The following is a 15,642-nucleotide window of genomic DNA, read 5'->3' as shown; positions in this document are numbered from 1 at the left end:
GCATCAGATATTTATATTGCATCAGAAAGGAAAAATCATGCCTGAAAAACAGACAGCATCCGGCCGTCCTGACACCGCTGAACTGACAAATCAGAGAGCGGAGAAAAAAAAGGTTGAAAAGCAACTGCGCGAGCATCAGAAAACAGAAGGTCTGAAACCTGCATCCCGGGACTCCCTTCCGAACTGCAAATGTGCCTGTAAGACAGTGGCGGAAGAAAAAGCGGAACGTGAAGAGGCGCTTACAGAGCAAATGAAAATTATAAAAGCTCATCTTCCGGTCCTTCTGAAACGCCTGAGGAAGATTCAGGACCCGAGAAATCCGAAAAAGTGCAAACATAAGATGACGGTCATTCTGATTTACGGAATACTTACCTTTGTATTCCAGATGAGTTCCCGGCGTGAGGCAAATCGGGAGATGACCCGTCCGATGTTTATGGAAAATCTTCGGCTGTATTTTCCTGAACTTGCTGATCTGCCGCATAATGACACACTGATGCGTCTTCTTTCCGCAATTGAAGTTGCCGAGATTGAAGAAGCTTATATTGAACTGGTCCGCCGGTTTGTCAGGAATAAAAAGTTCCGTCGTTATCTGATCGGCAATTGTTATCCTGTGGCTGTTGACGGGACACAGAAGTTTGTAAGAAGTGAGATATGGAGTGAGGAATGTCTGGAACGCAAGATCGGGAAAAGTGAGCGGAGGCAGTATTATGTCTATGTGCTGGAAGCCTGCCTTGCATTTCATAACGGAATGACAATTCCCCTTATGAGTGAATTTCTGAGTTATCCGGAAGGAGATACGGATAACAACAAACAGGACTGTGAGCTGAAGGCTTTTCACAGACTGATGAGGCGTCTGAAAAAGAAATTTCCCCGTCTTCCGGTAATATTGCTGCTTGACGGTCTTTATGCCAACGGCCCTGTGGCGGAGTTGTGCGCAGAGAACAAATGGCAGTTCATGATTGTCCTGAAAGACAATTGTCTGCGCAGTGTGTGGGAGGAATTCAACTCGCTCAGAGGACTTGAGAAAGGCAACAGGGCAAACAGGAAATGGGGGAATCGTAAACAGCATTTTGAATGGGTGAACGGACTGGAATACCGGTACGGAGAGAAATACAGGCGCAAAATTGTGATCCATGTTGTCGTATGTGAGGAGACATGGGAAAAGGTTAATAAAAATGCGGAGACTGAGATCATGACCTCCCGTCATGCCTGGATTTCCAGCGAACCGCTTAACTACGGCAATGTTCACGAACGCTGTAATATGGGAGCACGTCACCGATGGGGTATTGAAACCGGCATACTTGTTGAAAAACGTCACGGGTATAATTATGAACACTGTTTTTCTTACAACTGGAGTGCCATGAAAGGATATCATTATCTGATGAAAACCGGTCATCTGTTCACCATTCTTGCCCAGTATTCCGAATGCCTTATAAAAACAGTTAAAAATCATGGCCTGAAAGGTTTTATCAGATTTATTCGTGAAACAGTTTCCGGCCCGTGGCCGGATGAGGAAACAGTGTTCAGGCGACTGAACAAAAACTTTCAGCTTCGTCTGGCTTAGTCCTGCATCGAAAATATATAAAGACGTGACATCTGAGGGAGAGGTGTGTGCATATATAACATTTTTTTGCTGTATAGTCATCATTAAAAATCTCTGAAAGTAATTCAGTATATGAATTTATTATCACGAGCAAATTTTATTGTTTTTTGCTCCCAAATAACTGCTGAATAAAAACTCATGCTTCAGCACTGTTAAAAAGTTGACAATGTATGTTAGTGTCACTATATTTGATACATTAGGGCTTGTAAAAAAATAACTTGAACAAATTATCAGATTCGCATCTGATAACAGGATAAATGAGGGATGCAAAAACTGGAAAGGTTATTTTTTTACAGACCCTTAGTCAAAAATTGTAAAAAAACCAAAAGAAAGTTTTTATCCCCCTAAAATGTAAGTTTCAGTTTTTTTAGGTATTTCTCATATGACGACGGGCAGACAATTTTGCAAATGGTTTCAAACAATTTACAAAATTGTTCTATCGTCAGCAGATTGAAAATAACTAAAAATTCAGACCCCGTTCGCGGTTCCGCCCTGAGGCGGTCTCTGTAGAATCAGAGAGTCCGGCATGACAGACTGCCTCGGGGCTGAAGCGCGAATTTTTTTGATCTGCTGACAGTCACGCGTGAACAGACAAATGAGGGATGCCTTTTTTTAATATGTTTTATGTTTATGGTAAGAAAGGATGATAACATCATGGCAGAAGGTGTTGTGGAAATTAATGACAGCAGTTTTGATAAGGAAGTCCTAGAGGCAGGCATACCGGTAGTGGTTGATTTCTGGGCCCCGTGGTGCGGTCCGTGTAAAGCCATAGGCCCTATGGTTGAGGAACTTGCGGCCGATTTTGGCGATAAAATTAAATTTGCAAAATGCAATGTTGATGATAATCCTGTCTCACCTGGCAAATATGAAATCAGAGCGATCCCCACGCTTATTTTCTTCAAAGATGGAAAAGATGTGGAGAAAATAACAGGCATGGTGGCAAAATCCAAGCTTGAAGATTCATTAAACAATCTACTTTAAACTCCGTTTTTTATTTAGTCAGGGGAACAGATAATGGAAAAAACAGATTATGATCTTGTCGTTATCGGGGGAGGGCCGGCCGGTCTGACTGCCGGACTTTACGCGGCCAGGGCCAAGTTGAATGTGATTCTGATAGAGAAAATTTCGACCGGCGGACAGGTCCTTATAACGGACTGGGTTGAGAATTATCCCGGGTTTCCCGAAGGAATCAGCGGATTTGAATTGGTTCAGAAAATGACCGAACAGGCAAAACAGTTTGGTCTTGTAATTGAAAACAATGAAGTTCTCTCCCTGGAGTTGTCCGAAAAAATAAAAACAATCAGACTGAATGACAAAACCGTCACAACTCGTGCGATAATTATTGCCACGGGGGCTTCGCCCAGAAAACTGGGTGTTCCTGGTGAAGATGTCTTTTTTGGCAAAGGTGTATCCTCCTGTGCCACCTGTGACGGACCTTTTTTCAGGGACCGTGTTGTCGCGGCCGTGGGCGGCGGTGATACGGCTGTTCAGGAAAGTATATTCCTTACCAAATTTGTGAAAAAAGTGTATCTGATCCACAGGAGAGATGAACTCAGAGCAACTGGTATCTTGCGGGAACGGGCATTGGCCAATGATAAGATTGAATTTCTGTGGGACTCCGTGCTGACCCGTATGGATGGCCTGACCAATGTTGAGAAGATCACTGTAAAGAATGTCAAAAGCGGTGAGGAAAAGAATCTTGCTGTGGACGGGTGCTTTATATGGATAGGGATTCTTCCCAATACCGAGTTCCTGGGGGATGCCCTCAGACAGGATGAATTCGGATTTATTATTGCGGATGCAGACATGAGTACCTCGGTACCCGGTGTGTTTGTGGCAGGTGATGCGCGAAATACTCCCCTGCGTCAGATTGTGACCGCGGTCGGCGATGCTGCGATTGCTGCTTTTTCAGCGGAACATTATATCGAAAATTTCTGATTCGTTTCAGGGGCTTATTAATAAAATGAATCGAACTGATTTTTTTTCTGGAAAAATGAACGAAATAGTATCTGTACTCATGATGAAAAACCGATTTTACTTAAAGATTCTGGTTTTGTTCAGCATTATTTCATTATTTATATTCTCAGGCTGTGCATTGTTTGAAGTCAAAAAGGAAAAATCCGCGGAAGAACTTGCAAGCGAAGGCATGGCATATTTTGCCAAAGAAAAATACAGGGGGGCAATAGAATCCTTTGAAAAGCTGAAGGACTGGTATCCTTTCAGCAAATTTGCAATCCTCGCGGAACTGAAGATAGCGGATGCGCACTACCATTTAAAAGAGTATGAGGAGGCTGTGTTCGCTTATGAAGCGTTTGAAGCCCTTCATCCCCGTAATGAGGCAATACCCTATGTTATTTATCAGATCGGGCATTGCTATTTTCAACAACTGGAGGGGATAGACAGGGATCAGACGACCACTCAGAAGGCTATGGACATATTCAGCCGCCTGCTCAGGCAGTTTCCCAAAGATGTTTACGCCAAAAAAGCTGAAAAACCCATCAGAAAATGTAAAAAAAATCTTGCCGAACATGAATTCTATGTGGGGCGATTTTATTATAAGAACAAAAATTACAAAGCCGCTTTAAAACGATTTGAAACTGTCCTTTCTGTTTATCCTGATGTCGGAATTCAGCAGGATGCCCGACGATATGTTACTTTGTGCAAAGCTGAGTTAAAAGAATAAGTTTTCGTTTCAGCAGATCCGGCCCGCTTCAATACGCTCTGTAACCACCAGCGGATTTCGGTTTAAAATCAGAAAACATCCGTTTTCCGACTTTCCTCGGAATGACGATTTTAAGATGCTGTCATTCCGGGGAAAACGGAGATGAATATTTTTAAATGTTAACCCGAAATTCACTGCCTGCAAAAGTTTTCATTCCATAGTCGTCAGATTCAGGTTTGGCCCGGCTCGAAATCGGAATGTCCGGACGGCCTTCAGCCTTGAAAACGGCTTTTTTTCCGACAGAATCTCCTTCACAAAAATCATGCCAGAACAAACGTAAATACAGATGCTTGTATTCGGATACAGATGCTTGCATCCAGATGCAGATGCTTTTTCGGACGGAAGTGTGGAAATTCCCAAAAGCATCTATATGTAGTACACCACTTTGAAAGTTCGTCACCCCCCTGATTGACTTTGGCTGTTCATATAAAATCAGCCTGTTGTGTTCCGAAGAGGGGGTGACGTATTTACAAAGTGCTGTAGTAGATGCTTCTCAGGCATCTATATGTAGATGCCCGATGTTTCCGCATAATCCAAGGTTGGATTTAAAAGATGAATATGAACGAAATAGAAATCCAAAAAATGTTCTTTCACCCTGTATGCAATCAGGAAGAAATTGAGCGAATATTCAATGTTCAAAATGCTAAGGGATCGGCTGCGCTATGTGTTACAAACCGCTGAATTCTGTGTTATGTGCTTAAATTTGTGCTTAAATTTGGAGAATTGAATGGACAATAAAGATATTATTATCTCTGAAAAACAGGCGACTTCATCAGAAATTTTATTGTATCAGACTGAAGATGGAAAAAGCAAAATAGAAGTCCGATTGGAAGAAGAAACTGTATGGTTGTCACAGAAAATGCTGGCTGAATTGTTTCAGGTAACCGTTCCGACAATCAGTGAACACATCGGGAACATATTCAAAGAAGGTGAATTAAATAAAAATTCAGTTATTCGGAAATTCCGAATAACTGCTTCGGATAATAAAAAATATATGACGAATTTTTATAATCTCGATATGATAATGTCTGTCGGTTACCGCGTACGCTCACTCCGAGGGACACAATTCAGACAATGGGCAACCGAAAGACTTCGGGAATATATGATAAAAGGGTTTGTGCTTGATGATGAACGTCTTAAAGAGGGGCAAAGTTTTGCAGGTGATTATTTTGATGAACTGCTGGAACGGATCAGAGATATCCGTGCTTCGGAAAAACGTTTCTATCAGAAAATCAGAGATATTTACAAGCTCGCCATAGATTATGACTCCAAAGCTGAGGAAACACAGGAGTTCTTCAAAATTGTGCAGAACAAACTTCACTGGGCAATTACCGGAAAAACGGCTGCCGAACTGATTGCAGAACGTGCGGACGCGGACAAACCGAATATGGGGCTCACATCGTGGAAGGGAGCGAAACTGAGGAAATCCGATGTCACCATCGGCAAGAATTACCTCAGGGAAAACGAAATCCGTCAGCTAAACCGTATCGTGACCATGTATCTTGATTATGCAGAGATGCAGGCAGAACAGAGACAGCCTGTTTATATGAGACAATGGAAAGAGAAATTGGACGCTTTTCTCAAATTTAACGAAAAAGATATTCTTAAAAATGCAGGAAAAGTTTCTATGGAAATCGCAAAAAATCTGGCTGTGACAGAATATGAAAAATTCAATCTCAAAAGACTTGAATATGATAAACAGAAAGATGATAAAGAATTTGAGCAAATAGCCAGACAGCTTGAAAAAAACAAAAACAGCACATAACCTGTCGTTTGAGCGGACGGAAAAAGCCCTGCCGCTAGGTGTTAGGATAAAAGAAAGAGATCAATGAAAGCAGCATCGTTATCAGATAATAAGCAGCAGACCATAACTCTGACCGGGATTCTCCCTAGTACACCATTTTTTAAGTCCGTCCCCCCCTTTGCTCGGCTCGGATTGACAAATCCGAGCCGCCAGTTTTGCCAATCCGGCGGGAGTGCTGAGGCAAGAAAACTGATGCTGAAAGGAAAAAAATCTTTGCTGAACCAGGCAAATGAAATTTCACGTCGTAAATCCAAATGTGCTGACCATCATTAGATATACTTGGCATCTTTCATCTGACAGTTTACACTTCACTGTAAAACAATTTTGCAAATTGTTTTACAACCCGGAAAAAGTGTGAACTGCTTTTCAGCTTTTGTGAAGGATGCCCGTATTTTTCAAAAAAATAGTAACAAAAACGGATGCTCATCCGGTGCTGAACTCGGGCCACCCTTTTGTGCAAGTCAGTTTAATATTAGCAGTCTCATCAAAATTATTGAGTTATTTAAAGACATATGAAACGCTCATAAAAAAGCCGGGTTTTTTACCCCTGTTTATGAAAATATTTTCAGTGAAAACAAATAAAAAACCGGCTTTTCAGAAATTGTTTTCATGGTAAAGACACCGCAACATAAGAAGGAGATATTTATGCGTTGGATGCTTTTGTCAATAGCCATCTTTTCAGAGATCTGCGGATCAACCTGTATGAAACTGTCAGACGGGTTCTCAAATTTATATGCGTCAGTTTTAACTTTTGTTTTTTATGGTGTTTCTTTCAGCATATTTATTTTTGCCCTTAAACATTTTGATCTGAGTTTCGTATATGCCCTCTGGGCCGGCATAGGAATCTTATTGGTCTCGGTAATAGGCATGACCTATTTTAAAGAACCTGTCAGTATAATGAAAATTATTTCAATTCTGATAATTGTTATCGGAGTTATCATGCTGAATTTTAGTGAGAATCTTTCGAATACATAGCCCATCGGATACTTACAGACTGCCAACATGACAGTGCGGCGGACTAATGGGAAGCGGAAGCCCTCATTTGCCGATGACTTTATTCGCTATGAATATTGATGAGGTGAGAATTTCTTATGGGAAACACACGCCTTGCTCCCTTAAACTCGATAATCAAGTTTTTTGACCTGTTCGGACAAACAGTTTGTCATTCCTGTTTTCGCAGGCTTCGGCGTGAACTCAGTCGAACGGAATAACAGAAAAGAACTTGATCATCGAGTTAAATGAAAATGATTTGGTTCTTGATCCGTTTTCTGTCTTATTTTCTTTCTGGACATTTCAAAGTTTATACGATAAAAATTAAATCCATCAGCGGGAGATATTCTTTTGCTGATGATAACGGATTCAGGGGAGGGCAGACCAAGCCCTGTAAGGGCGGCATATTAGTAGCATCTCACCGCAGCACGACGTTTCCCTTCACCGCACCACGACGTTCCCTGAGCTTGTCGAAGGGAACGTCGTGCTGCGGTGAGATGCTACTAAAAATATTTTTATGACCGGGGAAAAAACCTGGCGTTTTATGAGCATTTAATTGAAAATACTTGAAAGACAGTTAAATACTAATTATAAAGGAGAAAAAAATTATGTCCAAAATGTGTGAAATATGTGGAAAAAAACCTATGGTAGGAAACAATGTGAGTCATGCTCACAATGTGAACAAACGCCGTTTTAATCCGAACCTTCAGCGGGTTCGGGCGGTGCATAAGGGAAGAGTCAGAAAGATGATGGTTTGCACCAATTGCATCAAGTCAGGATACGTTGTCAAAGCACCCTGACGGCCTGATAGCCAAAGTTTTTTTGTCAGTTAGGGCTTGTAAAAAAATAACTTAACTTATCAGATTCGCATCTGATAACAGGGTAAATGAAGGATGCCAAAACTGGAAAGATTATTTTTTTACAGCCCCTTAGCTGTCTATCCGCTTTACTTCCCGAATCCCTTTTATCTTTCTGATGGCCGATAGTACCTTGTTCAAATGTTGGGTATCTTTAACTGTCAGGGTAAAAAAACTATCGACCATCTTACTTTCCCGGGTGGTGGAATTGACATTCAGTATATTGGCACCGTTTTTACTGATAATGGTTGCCAGTTCAGCCAGCAGTCCCACCCTGTCACGGGAAATGACAAGAACTTTTACAGGATATGAGGCAATCACCTCCTCGTTCCATTCCACTTCGATTTGCCGTTCGGAATTCATGTTCAGGGCATTAATGCAGTTTGTTTTATGCACGGTGACACCGTGACCACGGGTGATGTAGCCTGTTATGGAATCCCCGGGAACTGGCTGGCAGCATTTTCCAAACCTGATCAGAATATCATCAATTCCTCTTACGAGTACTCCTGTTGCAGCCTTTTTTTTCCGTACCCGGTTGATAAGCTTGTCAAAGAATGAATCTGACTTCTTTTTTTCCGACTCATCAGATTTGGGGATAAATTTTCGTACAAGCTGAAGCGGTGTGATTTTTCCGTAACCGACATTTGCAATAAGGTCCTCCACAGTCTTAAAGCCAAATGCTTCCGCTGCTTTTTTCATATCTTCTGATTTTAACAGCTCGTTATAATTCAGACGGTATTTGCGAAAAGCTTTTTCGCACATTTCCCTGCCTAAGGAAATGCTTCTCGCTTTTTCCTGAGTCTTGATCCACTGTCTTATTCTGGAACGGGCTTTTACTGTTTTGACAAATTTAAGCCAGTCCCTGCTCGGATGATGTCCTTTTGTTGTGATAACTTCAACAATATCACCGGTTTTCAACTCATATTTCAGGGGAGCCATCTGCCCGTTCACCTTGGCTCCGGTACACTGATTCCCCACTTCCGAATGGATCGCATAAGCAAAATCCACGGACGTCGCGCCCTTTGTCAGACATTTGATATCCCCGACAGGTGTGAAAACATAAACCTCATCAGGAAAGAGGTCTATGCGGACATTTTCCAAAAATTCATTCGGGTCCTTGACATTTTCCTGGTTTTCAATCAGTTCCTGAATCCATGCAAACTGCTTGCCCGTGCTTTCATCAATGGGTTTCCCTTCTTTGTAGCCCCAGTGAGCGGCAATTCCGGACTTGGCAACTTTATCCATTTCCCAGGTCCTTATCTGTATTTCTATACGTTCGCCATAAGGACCAATAACAGTGGTATGGAGGGACTGGTACATATTGGGTTTGGGCCGGCCAATATAATCTTTGAATTTGATGTCAATGGGCTTCCACAAGGCGTGTAAAAGCCCCAGGGCTTCGTAGCACTGAGGCTTTGTGTCAAGGATGATTCTGAATGCAATAATGTCATATACATCCTCAAATGCAAGGCTCTGGCTTTTCATCTTCTGGGAAATGCTGTAGAAATGCTTGTATCTGCCGATAACTTCACATTTGAGATTCGCCTTTGCCATTTCTTTTCTGATCAGTTTTTTGACAGTGTCAACATACCCTTCCCGTTCCTTTTTATCTTTGCTGACCAGACTTTCTATTTTTGAATATTCTTCGGGGTCAATATACATGAAAGACGTATCTTCAAGCTCGTTTTTTATCCAGTAAATACCGAGACGTGAGGCAAGCGGAGCATAGATATCAAGGGTTTCCTGAGAAATTTTTTTCTTTTTCTCTTCCTTTTTATGATATTTCAGGGTCCTCATGTTATGAATCCGGTCTGCCAGCTTAATCAGAATGACCCGGATGTCGTCTGCCATGGCAAGCAGCATTTTTCTGATGCTCTCTGCCTGACGCGCCTGTGATGTATAAAAAGGGAGTTTGCTGAGTTTGGTCACCCCGGCCACAATATGACAGACTTCCGGGCCGAACATCTCCTTTATTTCTTCTTCAGTCGCATGGGTATCTTCAATCACATCATGTAAAAGAGCAGCCGCGACGCTGACCACATCAAGATTCATATCCGCAAGAATTCCTGCAACTTCAAGCGGATGGGACAGATACGGTTCCCCGGACAGCCGAACCTGCCCGTCATGAACTCTGGCAGAATAAATATACGCCCGATCTACAAGATCCAGCTCCGCATCCGGATTATTTTCAACAATTTTGTCAATAATGTCATTGATACGAATCATAGTTTGAGATTTGAAACTTGAAACTTGAAACTTGAAACTTGGAATTTGGAATTTGGAACTTGGAACTTGAAATTTGAAATTCAAGACGCCATATCAGAGGCTAAATTTGCTGGTTTGCAGTTTTCGGTTTCCGGTTTCCAGTTTCCAGTTTCCAGTTTCCAGTTTCCAGTTTCCAGTTTCAATTAATATGCTTTTGCAAAAATAACTTGTTTGCTGTCAGGTTTGCCACAACAGATGCAATTGCCTTTTTCCGCTTCATTGTCAAAGGGAATGCACCGGATTGTCACACTGAGGTCTTCCTTTATTTTTGACTCACATTCTTCCGAACCACACCAGGGAGATAATGAAAATCCGCCGTGGATTTCCGGTTTGTCCTGGTTCTGAGGGGTGAAAAATTCATAGAATTGTTTATTATCATTAATAATGATGGTATTTTTTTCTCTGAATGTCAAGGCCCTCTGAAAAAGTGTATCCTGTATTTCATCCAGGATGTTTGTTATCTCTGCAACAAACTGATCCCTTTTCAATGAACTTCTGTCTTTATATTCCTTGTCCCGCGTTCCGATAAACACAGAATTATCTGCAATATCCCTGGGCCCGATTTCAACGCGCACGGGGATTCCTTTTTTGATCCAGTCCCATCCGCGTCCCCCCACGTCCCGGTCGTCAATTTCCACCTGAATCCTGCGGTGATGATAATATTTTTCTCTCAGTTCTTTTGCCAGTGTTTCGGTGTATTCCATGACTTTGGATCTGTCTTCGGGTTTCTTGGCAATGGGCATGATGACCACATGCGAAGATGCCACTCTGGGCGGAAGGATGATGCCGTCATCATCACCGTGAGTCATAATAAGTCCGCCGATCAGACGGGTGGACGCGCCCCATGAGGTTGTCCAGGCGTATTCTTCTGTTCCTTCGGCAGAGTGAAATTTGATGTCAGACGCCTTGGCAAAATTCTGTCCTAAGAAATGGGATGTTCCGGCCTGAAGCGCTTTTCTGTCCTGCATCATGGCTTCAATACACAGGGTGTCAAGCGCTCCGGGAAATCTTTCCGAGGGGGTTTTTGTGCCTTTGATGACAGGGATTGCCAGATACTCTTCAGCAAGTTTTGCATACACATCCAGCATCAGCCGGGTACGTTCAATAGCGTCTTTGTCTGTGGCGTGAACTGTGTGGCCTTCCTGCCACAGAAATTCACTGGTTCTTAAAAAAATTCGGGTCCGCATTTCCCATCGGACCACATTTGCCCACTGGTTAATCAGTAACGGAAGGTCCCGGTAACTGCTGACCCATTTGGAAAAAGAATCTCCAATAATGGTTTCGGAAGTCGGGCGGACAACCAGGGGTTCGTTGAGGGATCCCGCGGGGACAAGTCCGCCTTCGGGTCCTTTTTCAAGTCTGTGGTGGGTGACAACTGCGCATTCTTTTGCAAAGCCTTCCACATGTTCAGCTTCTTTTTCAAGAAAACTCAGGGGAATAAAAAGCGGAAAATATGCGTTTTTAACGCCGGTTGCCTTGAACATGTCATCCAGTTCCCGCACGATGTTCTCCCAAAGGGCATAACCCCAGGGCCGGATCACCATGCAGCCTCTTACCGGGGATCTTTCTGCCAGATCCGAGGCTCTGACCACCTGCTGATACCATTCTGTATAATCTTCTGTTCTTGTGGGTGTGATTGCTGTTTTTGCTTTTTTTGCCATATTGTTCCTTTTAATAATGTAAATTTCCTTTGTACAGGATAAAAAGTTGCGATGGGGGAGGAAACCCGGGTTTTTTCCCCGGATGATGTGTTTTCCCTGCCGGAAAAACTAATCGCTCATCTTTTTTATCCTATGCACAGATAAACTTCAATAACAGTCATAAGCGAGGGATCACAACGGAGCATGAAAGCCTCAGAGTTAAAATACCGGACACTTTACGGTAGTGTCAGCTCACCGCGTAAATTCTTTTGCATTTCTCTTTTAACGCCCTCCGGTGAATATCCCGCGCTGAATAAGTAAAACAGCTTGGCCAGGGCAGCTTCGGTTGTCATATCAAAGCCGCTGATGACCCCGGCTTTTGCCAGGGCAGAACCGGTGACATAATCCCCCATGCTGACCCTTCCTTGCAGACATTGGGTGCAGTTTACGATCACCACCCCTCGGTCACTTGCTTCTTTCAACGCGGCAATGAAACGTTTGTCCTGAGGCCCGTTGCCCACGCCATAAGTTCCCAGCACAAGTCCTTTTAGCGGCGCCTGAAGCATATTGCTTACGATTTCTGCCGGAATTCCCGGAAAAAGCCGCAATGTTCCGACCATAGGCTCGCTGAATTTTTGTACAACCAGAGCTTTTGTCCCGGGTGCCGGTTTAAGGATTAAATCTTTGCTGATTTCGATTCCGACACCTGCCGTACCAAGGGGAGGGAAATTCGGTGATGCAAAGGCATTAAAGCCATCCGCGCTGACTTTTACTGATCGACATCCCCGCAACAGTTTTGTGCCAAAATAAAGACACACCTCGGGAATGAAAAAACCGGAAGCAATCATCAGCGCAGTAATGAGGTTTTCCCTGGCGTCATTTCGTACATTGCACAGCGGAATCTGGGACCCGGTGATAATAACCGGTTTGCCCAGCCCATGAAGCATGAATGGCAAAGCAGACGCGGTATAAGTCATTGTATCAGTCCCGTGAAGCACAATAAAGCCGTCGTATTTATCATAGTTGGCGGCGATATCCTGAGCAATCTCCAGCCAGTTATCCGGTGTCATATTTGAGGAGTCGAGCAAGGGAACGTATTCATGAATGGTGTAATCCGGCATGGCAGGATCACGGAACTCCGGCATGAGTGCCATCTGCTGTTCCAGATAGCCATATACAGGCGCATAGCCCTTCGATGTCTTCTTCATTCCTATGGTTCCGCCTGTGTAGGCAATGTAAACTTGTTTTTTCATCCCTCTTTGGAAAAACATTCCGACACTTGAAATCCTTCACGGAAATTGGAAAAGTAATTTACACTTTTTCCCAAGCTTAAGATCGGGTACATGAAAATTCCTTAACACTCGATGATCAAATTTTTTTGACTTGGCTCGAACAAAAAGCTTATCATTCCTGCGAAAGCAGGAATCCGTTTTGGGGCCGATGCCGCACTTCCGAAAGCTGTGGATTCCTGCTTTCGCAGGAATGACAGAAAAAAAATTGATCATCGAGTAACACCTGACACCTGACACCTGACACCTAATCCCCTGAATTTCCAGCATCAATTTTCCAAGCGAACAGGTCTTGATTTTTCAACTATTTTTTATTATACAATAAAATTATATGTCAATCAAGAAATAAAGCCGAAGGCAAACAAGGTAATCATTTTAACATTGACATTATTCTTAAATTCAGATGTTCTATCAATAGCTTAAAAGTTTGAGATTTGAGATTTGGGATTTGGGATTTGGGATTTGGGATTTGGGATTTGGGATTTGGGATTTGGGATTTGGGATTTGGGATTTGGGATTTGGGATTTGAGATTTGAGATATAAGGCAAAGCAATCCCGGGGCAGGTGTTAAAGGAAGCTGATGAAGTGAGTGTGAATGAAGAGGCGGTAGCGGGAGAACCGCACGGCAGGTTCTGTGAGGGGCAACTGTCCTTTACGTTGATAATATCAATAATTTTATGGAGGATTAAATGTCTGAGCGACAAAAAAAACTTACATTATGTATTCTTATTGTTTTGATAACATTGAGTTTTGCTGTTAATGTCATAGCCGCGAGCAAGGGATATTACGAAAATGGAGAACTGAAATTCGAGTCCAATTATGTTGACGGAAAGCTGGAAGGATTATGCAAAGAATATTACCAAAACGGAAAGTTGAAAGCGGAAAAAAATTATAGCAATGGAAAATTGGAAGGGATAAGCAAAGCTTACAGTGAAAACGGAGAATTAATATCCGAATGTAATTATGCCAATGGAAAACAGGACGGGCTATTCAAAAACTACTACAGCAGCGGAAAATTGAAAACCGAACGGCTTTACAAAGATGGAAAGCTGGAAGGGATAAGCAAAGCTTACGGTGAAAACGGAGAGTTAATATCCGAGTGCAATTATGTCAATGGAAAACAGGACGGGCTATTCAAAGACTACTACAACAGCGGAAAATTGAAAACTGAACGGCTTTATAAAGATGGAAAGCTGGAAGGAATGAGCAAACGGTATTATGACAGCGGAGATCTGTATTGGGAGTGCAGCTATGCTGATAATTGGCAGGAAAACATGAAGTTTTACTCCAAAGATGGCAAACTGCTTGAGGAACATGTTTACAAAAATGGCAAGCAGGAGGGCATCAATAAGGAATATTATGGGACCGGGGAACTAAGGTTTGAACACGATTATGTTGCCGGAAAACAGGAAGGCATAAGTAAAGAATATTATAAAAACGGCAAACTGAAAGCGGAACGACTTTACAAAGATGGGAAATTGGACGGGATAGCCAAGAAATATTACAAAACCGGGGAATTGCGGTCTGAGTGTCATTATGTGAATGGCAAGCGGGAAGGAACCTCTCAGGAATACTATCAAAACGGTAAGCTGAAAGCTGAAAAACTTTACAAAGATGATAAAGTGCAATAAGTTTCAGGCTGATGAATTTAATTTTTTTTAGAAAGGTAAAATGTGATGAGCGTGATCAAAATTATGCCCTGTCTTGACATGAAAGAGGGCAGGGTTGTCAAAGGGATAAATTTTGTTGATTTAAAAGATGCAGGTGATCCTGTTGAAAATGCGGCATTTTATGAAAAAGAAGGGGCTGATGAGCTGGCCATGCTGGATATCGCCGCAACATTGGAAAACCGGAAAACCCGTTTGGAATGGGTGAAAAAGGTTTCATCCGTGATAAGCATCCCGCTGACCGTGGGCGGTGGGATTTCCTCTTTGGAAGATATTGAAATGGTCATTGAGGCCGGGGCGGATAAGATTTCCATGAACAGTGCAGCCCTGAAAACGCCTGAACTGGTCAGAGAAGCGGCAAACAAGCTGGGTTCGGAAAAGATAGCCGTGGCAATTGACGCCAAAAGAAACAAGGATATGCCATCAGGGTTTGAACTGGTTGTTTCCGGCGGAACCAAACCCGTAGGCAAAGACGCTGTTGAGTGGGCAAAACAATGTCAGGAACTTGGCGCGGGTGTTGTTTTGCCCACAAGCATGGATGGTGACGGAACCAAGGCCGGATATGATTTGGAATTTACCAAAGCCATTTCAGATGTGGTGGATCTGCCGGTGATTGCCTCCGGCGGAGCAGGGACATTGGAACATTTTTATGAAGGCGTTGTCAAAGGGGGAGCAGATATTCTGCTGGCAGCTTCTGTGTTTCATTATCGTACTTTCAGCATCAGAGAGGTTAAGGAATATCTGCAAAAAAAAGGCTTGAAAGTTAATTTGTAATTTTCTATAGTCGGTCAGATTTTCGATCTGC

12 protein-coding genes are annotated in these 15,642 nt (G+C 42.8%); 9 read left to right on the top strand and 3 right to left on the bottom strand.

Going from position 1 to position 15,642, the window contains the following annotated elements:
- Positions 1-37 precede the first annotated feature (37 nt).
- From dnm_RS01625 to rpmB, 7 genes are all read left to right on the top strand, one after another.
- Positions 38-1,564: a transposase family protein gene (locus dnm_RS01625; RefSeq protein ID WP_207678904.1), complete on the top strand. Its 1,527-nt coding sequence runs from the start codon at positions 38-40 to the stop codon at positions 1,562-1,564.
- A gap of 693 nt (positions 1,565-2,257) precedes the next feature.
- Positions 2,258-2,584 carry a thioredoxin gene (gene trxA, locus dnm_RS01620; protein ID WP_207680980.1) on the top strand — a complete coding sequence of 109 codons (327 nt, stop codon included), beginning with the start codon at positions 2,258-2,260 and terminating at the stop codon, positions 2,582-2,584.
- 33 nt (positions 2,585-2,617) lie between these two features.
- Positions 2,618-3,541 carry a thioredoxin-disulfide reductase gene (gene trxB / locus dnm_RS01615; RefSeq protein ID WP_207680979.1) on the top strand — a complete coding sequence of 308 codons (924 nt, stop codon included), beginning with the start codon at positions 2,618-2,620 and terminating at the stop codon, positions 3,539-3,541.
- 55 nt (positions 3,542-3,596) lie between these two features.
- Positions 3,597-4,286 (top strand): outer membrane protein assembly factor BamD, encoded by a 690-nt coding sequence (locus tag dnm_RS01610; RefSeq protein ID WP_246556164.1) that lies wholly within the window; start codon positions 3,597-3,599, stop codon positions 4,284-4,286.
- 766 nt (positions 4,287-5,052) lie between these two features.
- Positions 5,053-6,090, top strand: a complete 1,038-nt coding sequence (locus dnm_RS01605) for a virulence RhuM family protein (protein WP_207680978.1) — start codon at positions 5,053-5,055, stop codon at positions 6,088-6,090.
- A gap of 684 nt (positions 6,091-6,774) precedes the next feature.
- Positions 6,775-7,104, top strand: a complete 330-nt coding sequence (locus tag dnm_RS01600; protein WP_207680977.1) for a DMT family transporter — start codon at positions 6,775-6,777, stop codon at positions 7,102-7,104.
- Positions 7,105-7,727: 623 nt separating this feature from the next.
- Positions 7,728-7,919 carry a 50S ribosomal protein L28 gene (gene rpmB, locus dnm_RS01595; RefSeq protein WP_207680976.1) on the top strand — a complete coding sequence of 64 codons (192 nt, stop codon included), beginning with the start codon at positions 7,728-7,730 and terminating at the stop codon, positions 7,917-7,919.
- A 129-nt stretch (positions 7,920-8,048) separates the two neighbouring features.
- Here rpmB and dnm_RS01590 read toward each other — a convergent pair whose 3' ends face one another.
- From dnm_RS01590 to ansA, 3 genes are all read right to left on the bottom strand, one after another.
- Positions 8,049-10,286 carry a RelA/SpoT family protein gene (locus dnm_RS01590; protein WP_337833597.1) on the bottom strand — a complete coding sequence of 746 codons (2,238 nt, stop codon included), beginning with the start codon at positions 10,284-10,286 and terminating at the stop codon, positions 8,049-8,051.
- Between the two features lie 98 nt (positions 10,287-10,384).
- Complete coding sequence (gene proS / locus dnm_RS01585) at positions 10,385-11,902, bottom strand: proline--tRNA ligase (RefSeq protein WP_207680975.1); 1,518 nt, start codon at positions 11,900-11,902, stop codon at positions 10,385-10,387.
- A gap of 215 nt (positions 11,903-12,117) precedes the next feature.
- Positions 12,118-13,134 carry an asparaginase gene (gene ansA, locus dnm_RS01580; protein ID WP_207680974.1) on the bottom strand — a complete coding sequence of 339 codons (1,017 nt, stop codon included), beginning with the start codon at positions 13,132-13,134 and terminating at the stop codon, positions 12,118-12,120.
- Positions 13,135-13,859: 725 nt separating this feature from the next.
- Here ansA and dnm_RS01575 point away from each other — a divergent pair.
- Entirely contained in the window at positions 13,860-14,801 is a 942-nt protein-coding gene (locus dnm_RS01575) for a toxin-antitoxin system YwqK family antitoxin (protein ID WP_207680973.1), read from the top strand.
- Between the two features lie 45 nt (positions 14,802-14,846).
- Positions 14,847-15,611, top strand: coding sequence for an imidazole glycerol phosphate synthase subunit HisF (hisF, locus tag dnm_RS01570; protein WP_207680972.1), 765 nt, complete (start codon positions 14,847-14,849; stop codon positions 15,609-15,611).
- Positions 15,612-15,642: the final 31 nt, after the last annotated feature.

This window comes from Desulfonema magnum, from assembly GCF_017377395.1.
In the GTDB taxonomy this organism is placed as follows: Bacteria; Desulfobacterota; Desulfobacteria; order Desulfobacterales; family 4be13; genus Desulfonema_C; species Desulfonema_C magnum.
This window is presented reverse-complemented; position numbering and strand designations above follow the sequence as displayed.

Coding starts and splice junctions, on each gene's coding strand:
- dnm_RS01610 (WP_246556164.1), top strand. CDS start 3,597: ATGAACGAAATAGTATCTGTACTCATGATGAAAAACCGATTTTACTTA.
- dnm_RS01600 (WP_207680977.1), top strand. CDS start 6,775: ATGCGTTGGATGCTTTTGTCAATAGCCATCTTTTCAGAGATCTGCGGA.
- proS (WP_207680975.1), bottom strand. CDS start 11,902: ATGGCAAAAAAAGCAAAAACAGCAATCACACCCACAAGAACAGAAGAT.
- rpmB (WP_207680976.1), top strand. CDS start 7,728: ATGTCCAAAATGTGTGAAATATGTGGAAAAAAACCTATGGTAGGAAAC.
- trxA (WP_207680980.1), top strand. CDS start 2,258: ATGGCAGAAGGTGTTGTGGAAATTAATGACAGCAGTTTTGATAAGGAA.
- dnm_RS01625 (WP_207678904.1), top strand. CDS start 38: ATGCCTGAAAAACAGACAGCATCCGGCCGTCCTGACACCGCTGAACTG.
- ansA (WP_207680974.1), bottom strand. CDS start 13,134: ATGAAAAAACAAGTTTACATTGCCTACACAGGCGGAACCATAGGAATG.
- dnm_RS01575 (WP_207680973.1), top strand. CDS start 13,860: ATGTCTGAGCGACAAAAAAAACTTACATTATGTATTCTTATTGTTTTG.
- dnm_RS01605 (WP_207680978.1), top strand. CDS start 5,053: ATGGACAATAAAGATATTATTATCTCTGAAAAACAGGCGACTTCATCA.
- trxB (WP_207680979.1), top strand. CDS start 2,618: ATGGAAAAAACAGATTATGATCTTGTCGTTATCGGGGGAGGGCCGGCC.
- hisF (WP_207680972.1), top strand. CDS start 14,847: ATGAGCGTGATCAAAATTATGCCCTGTCTTGACATGAAAGAGGGCAGG.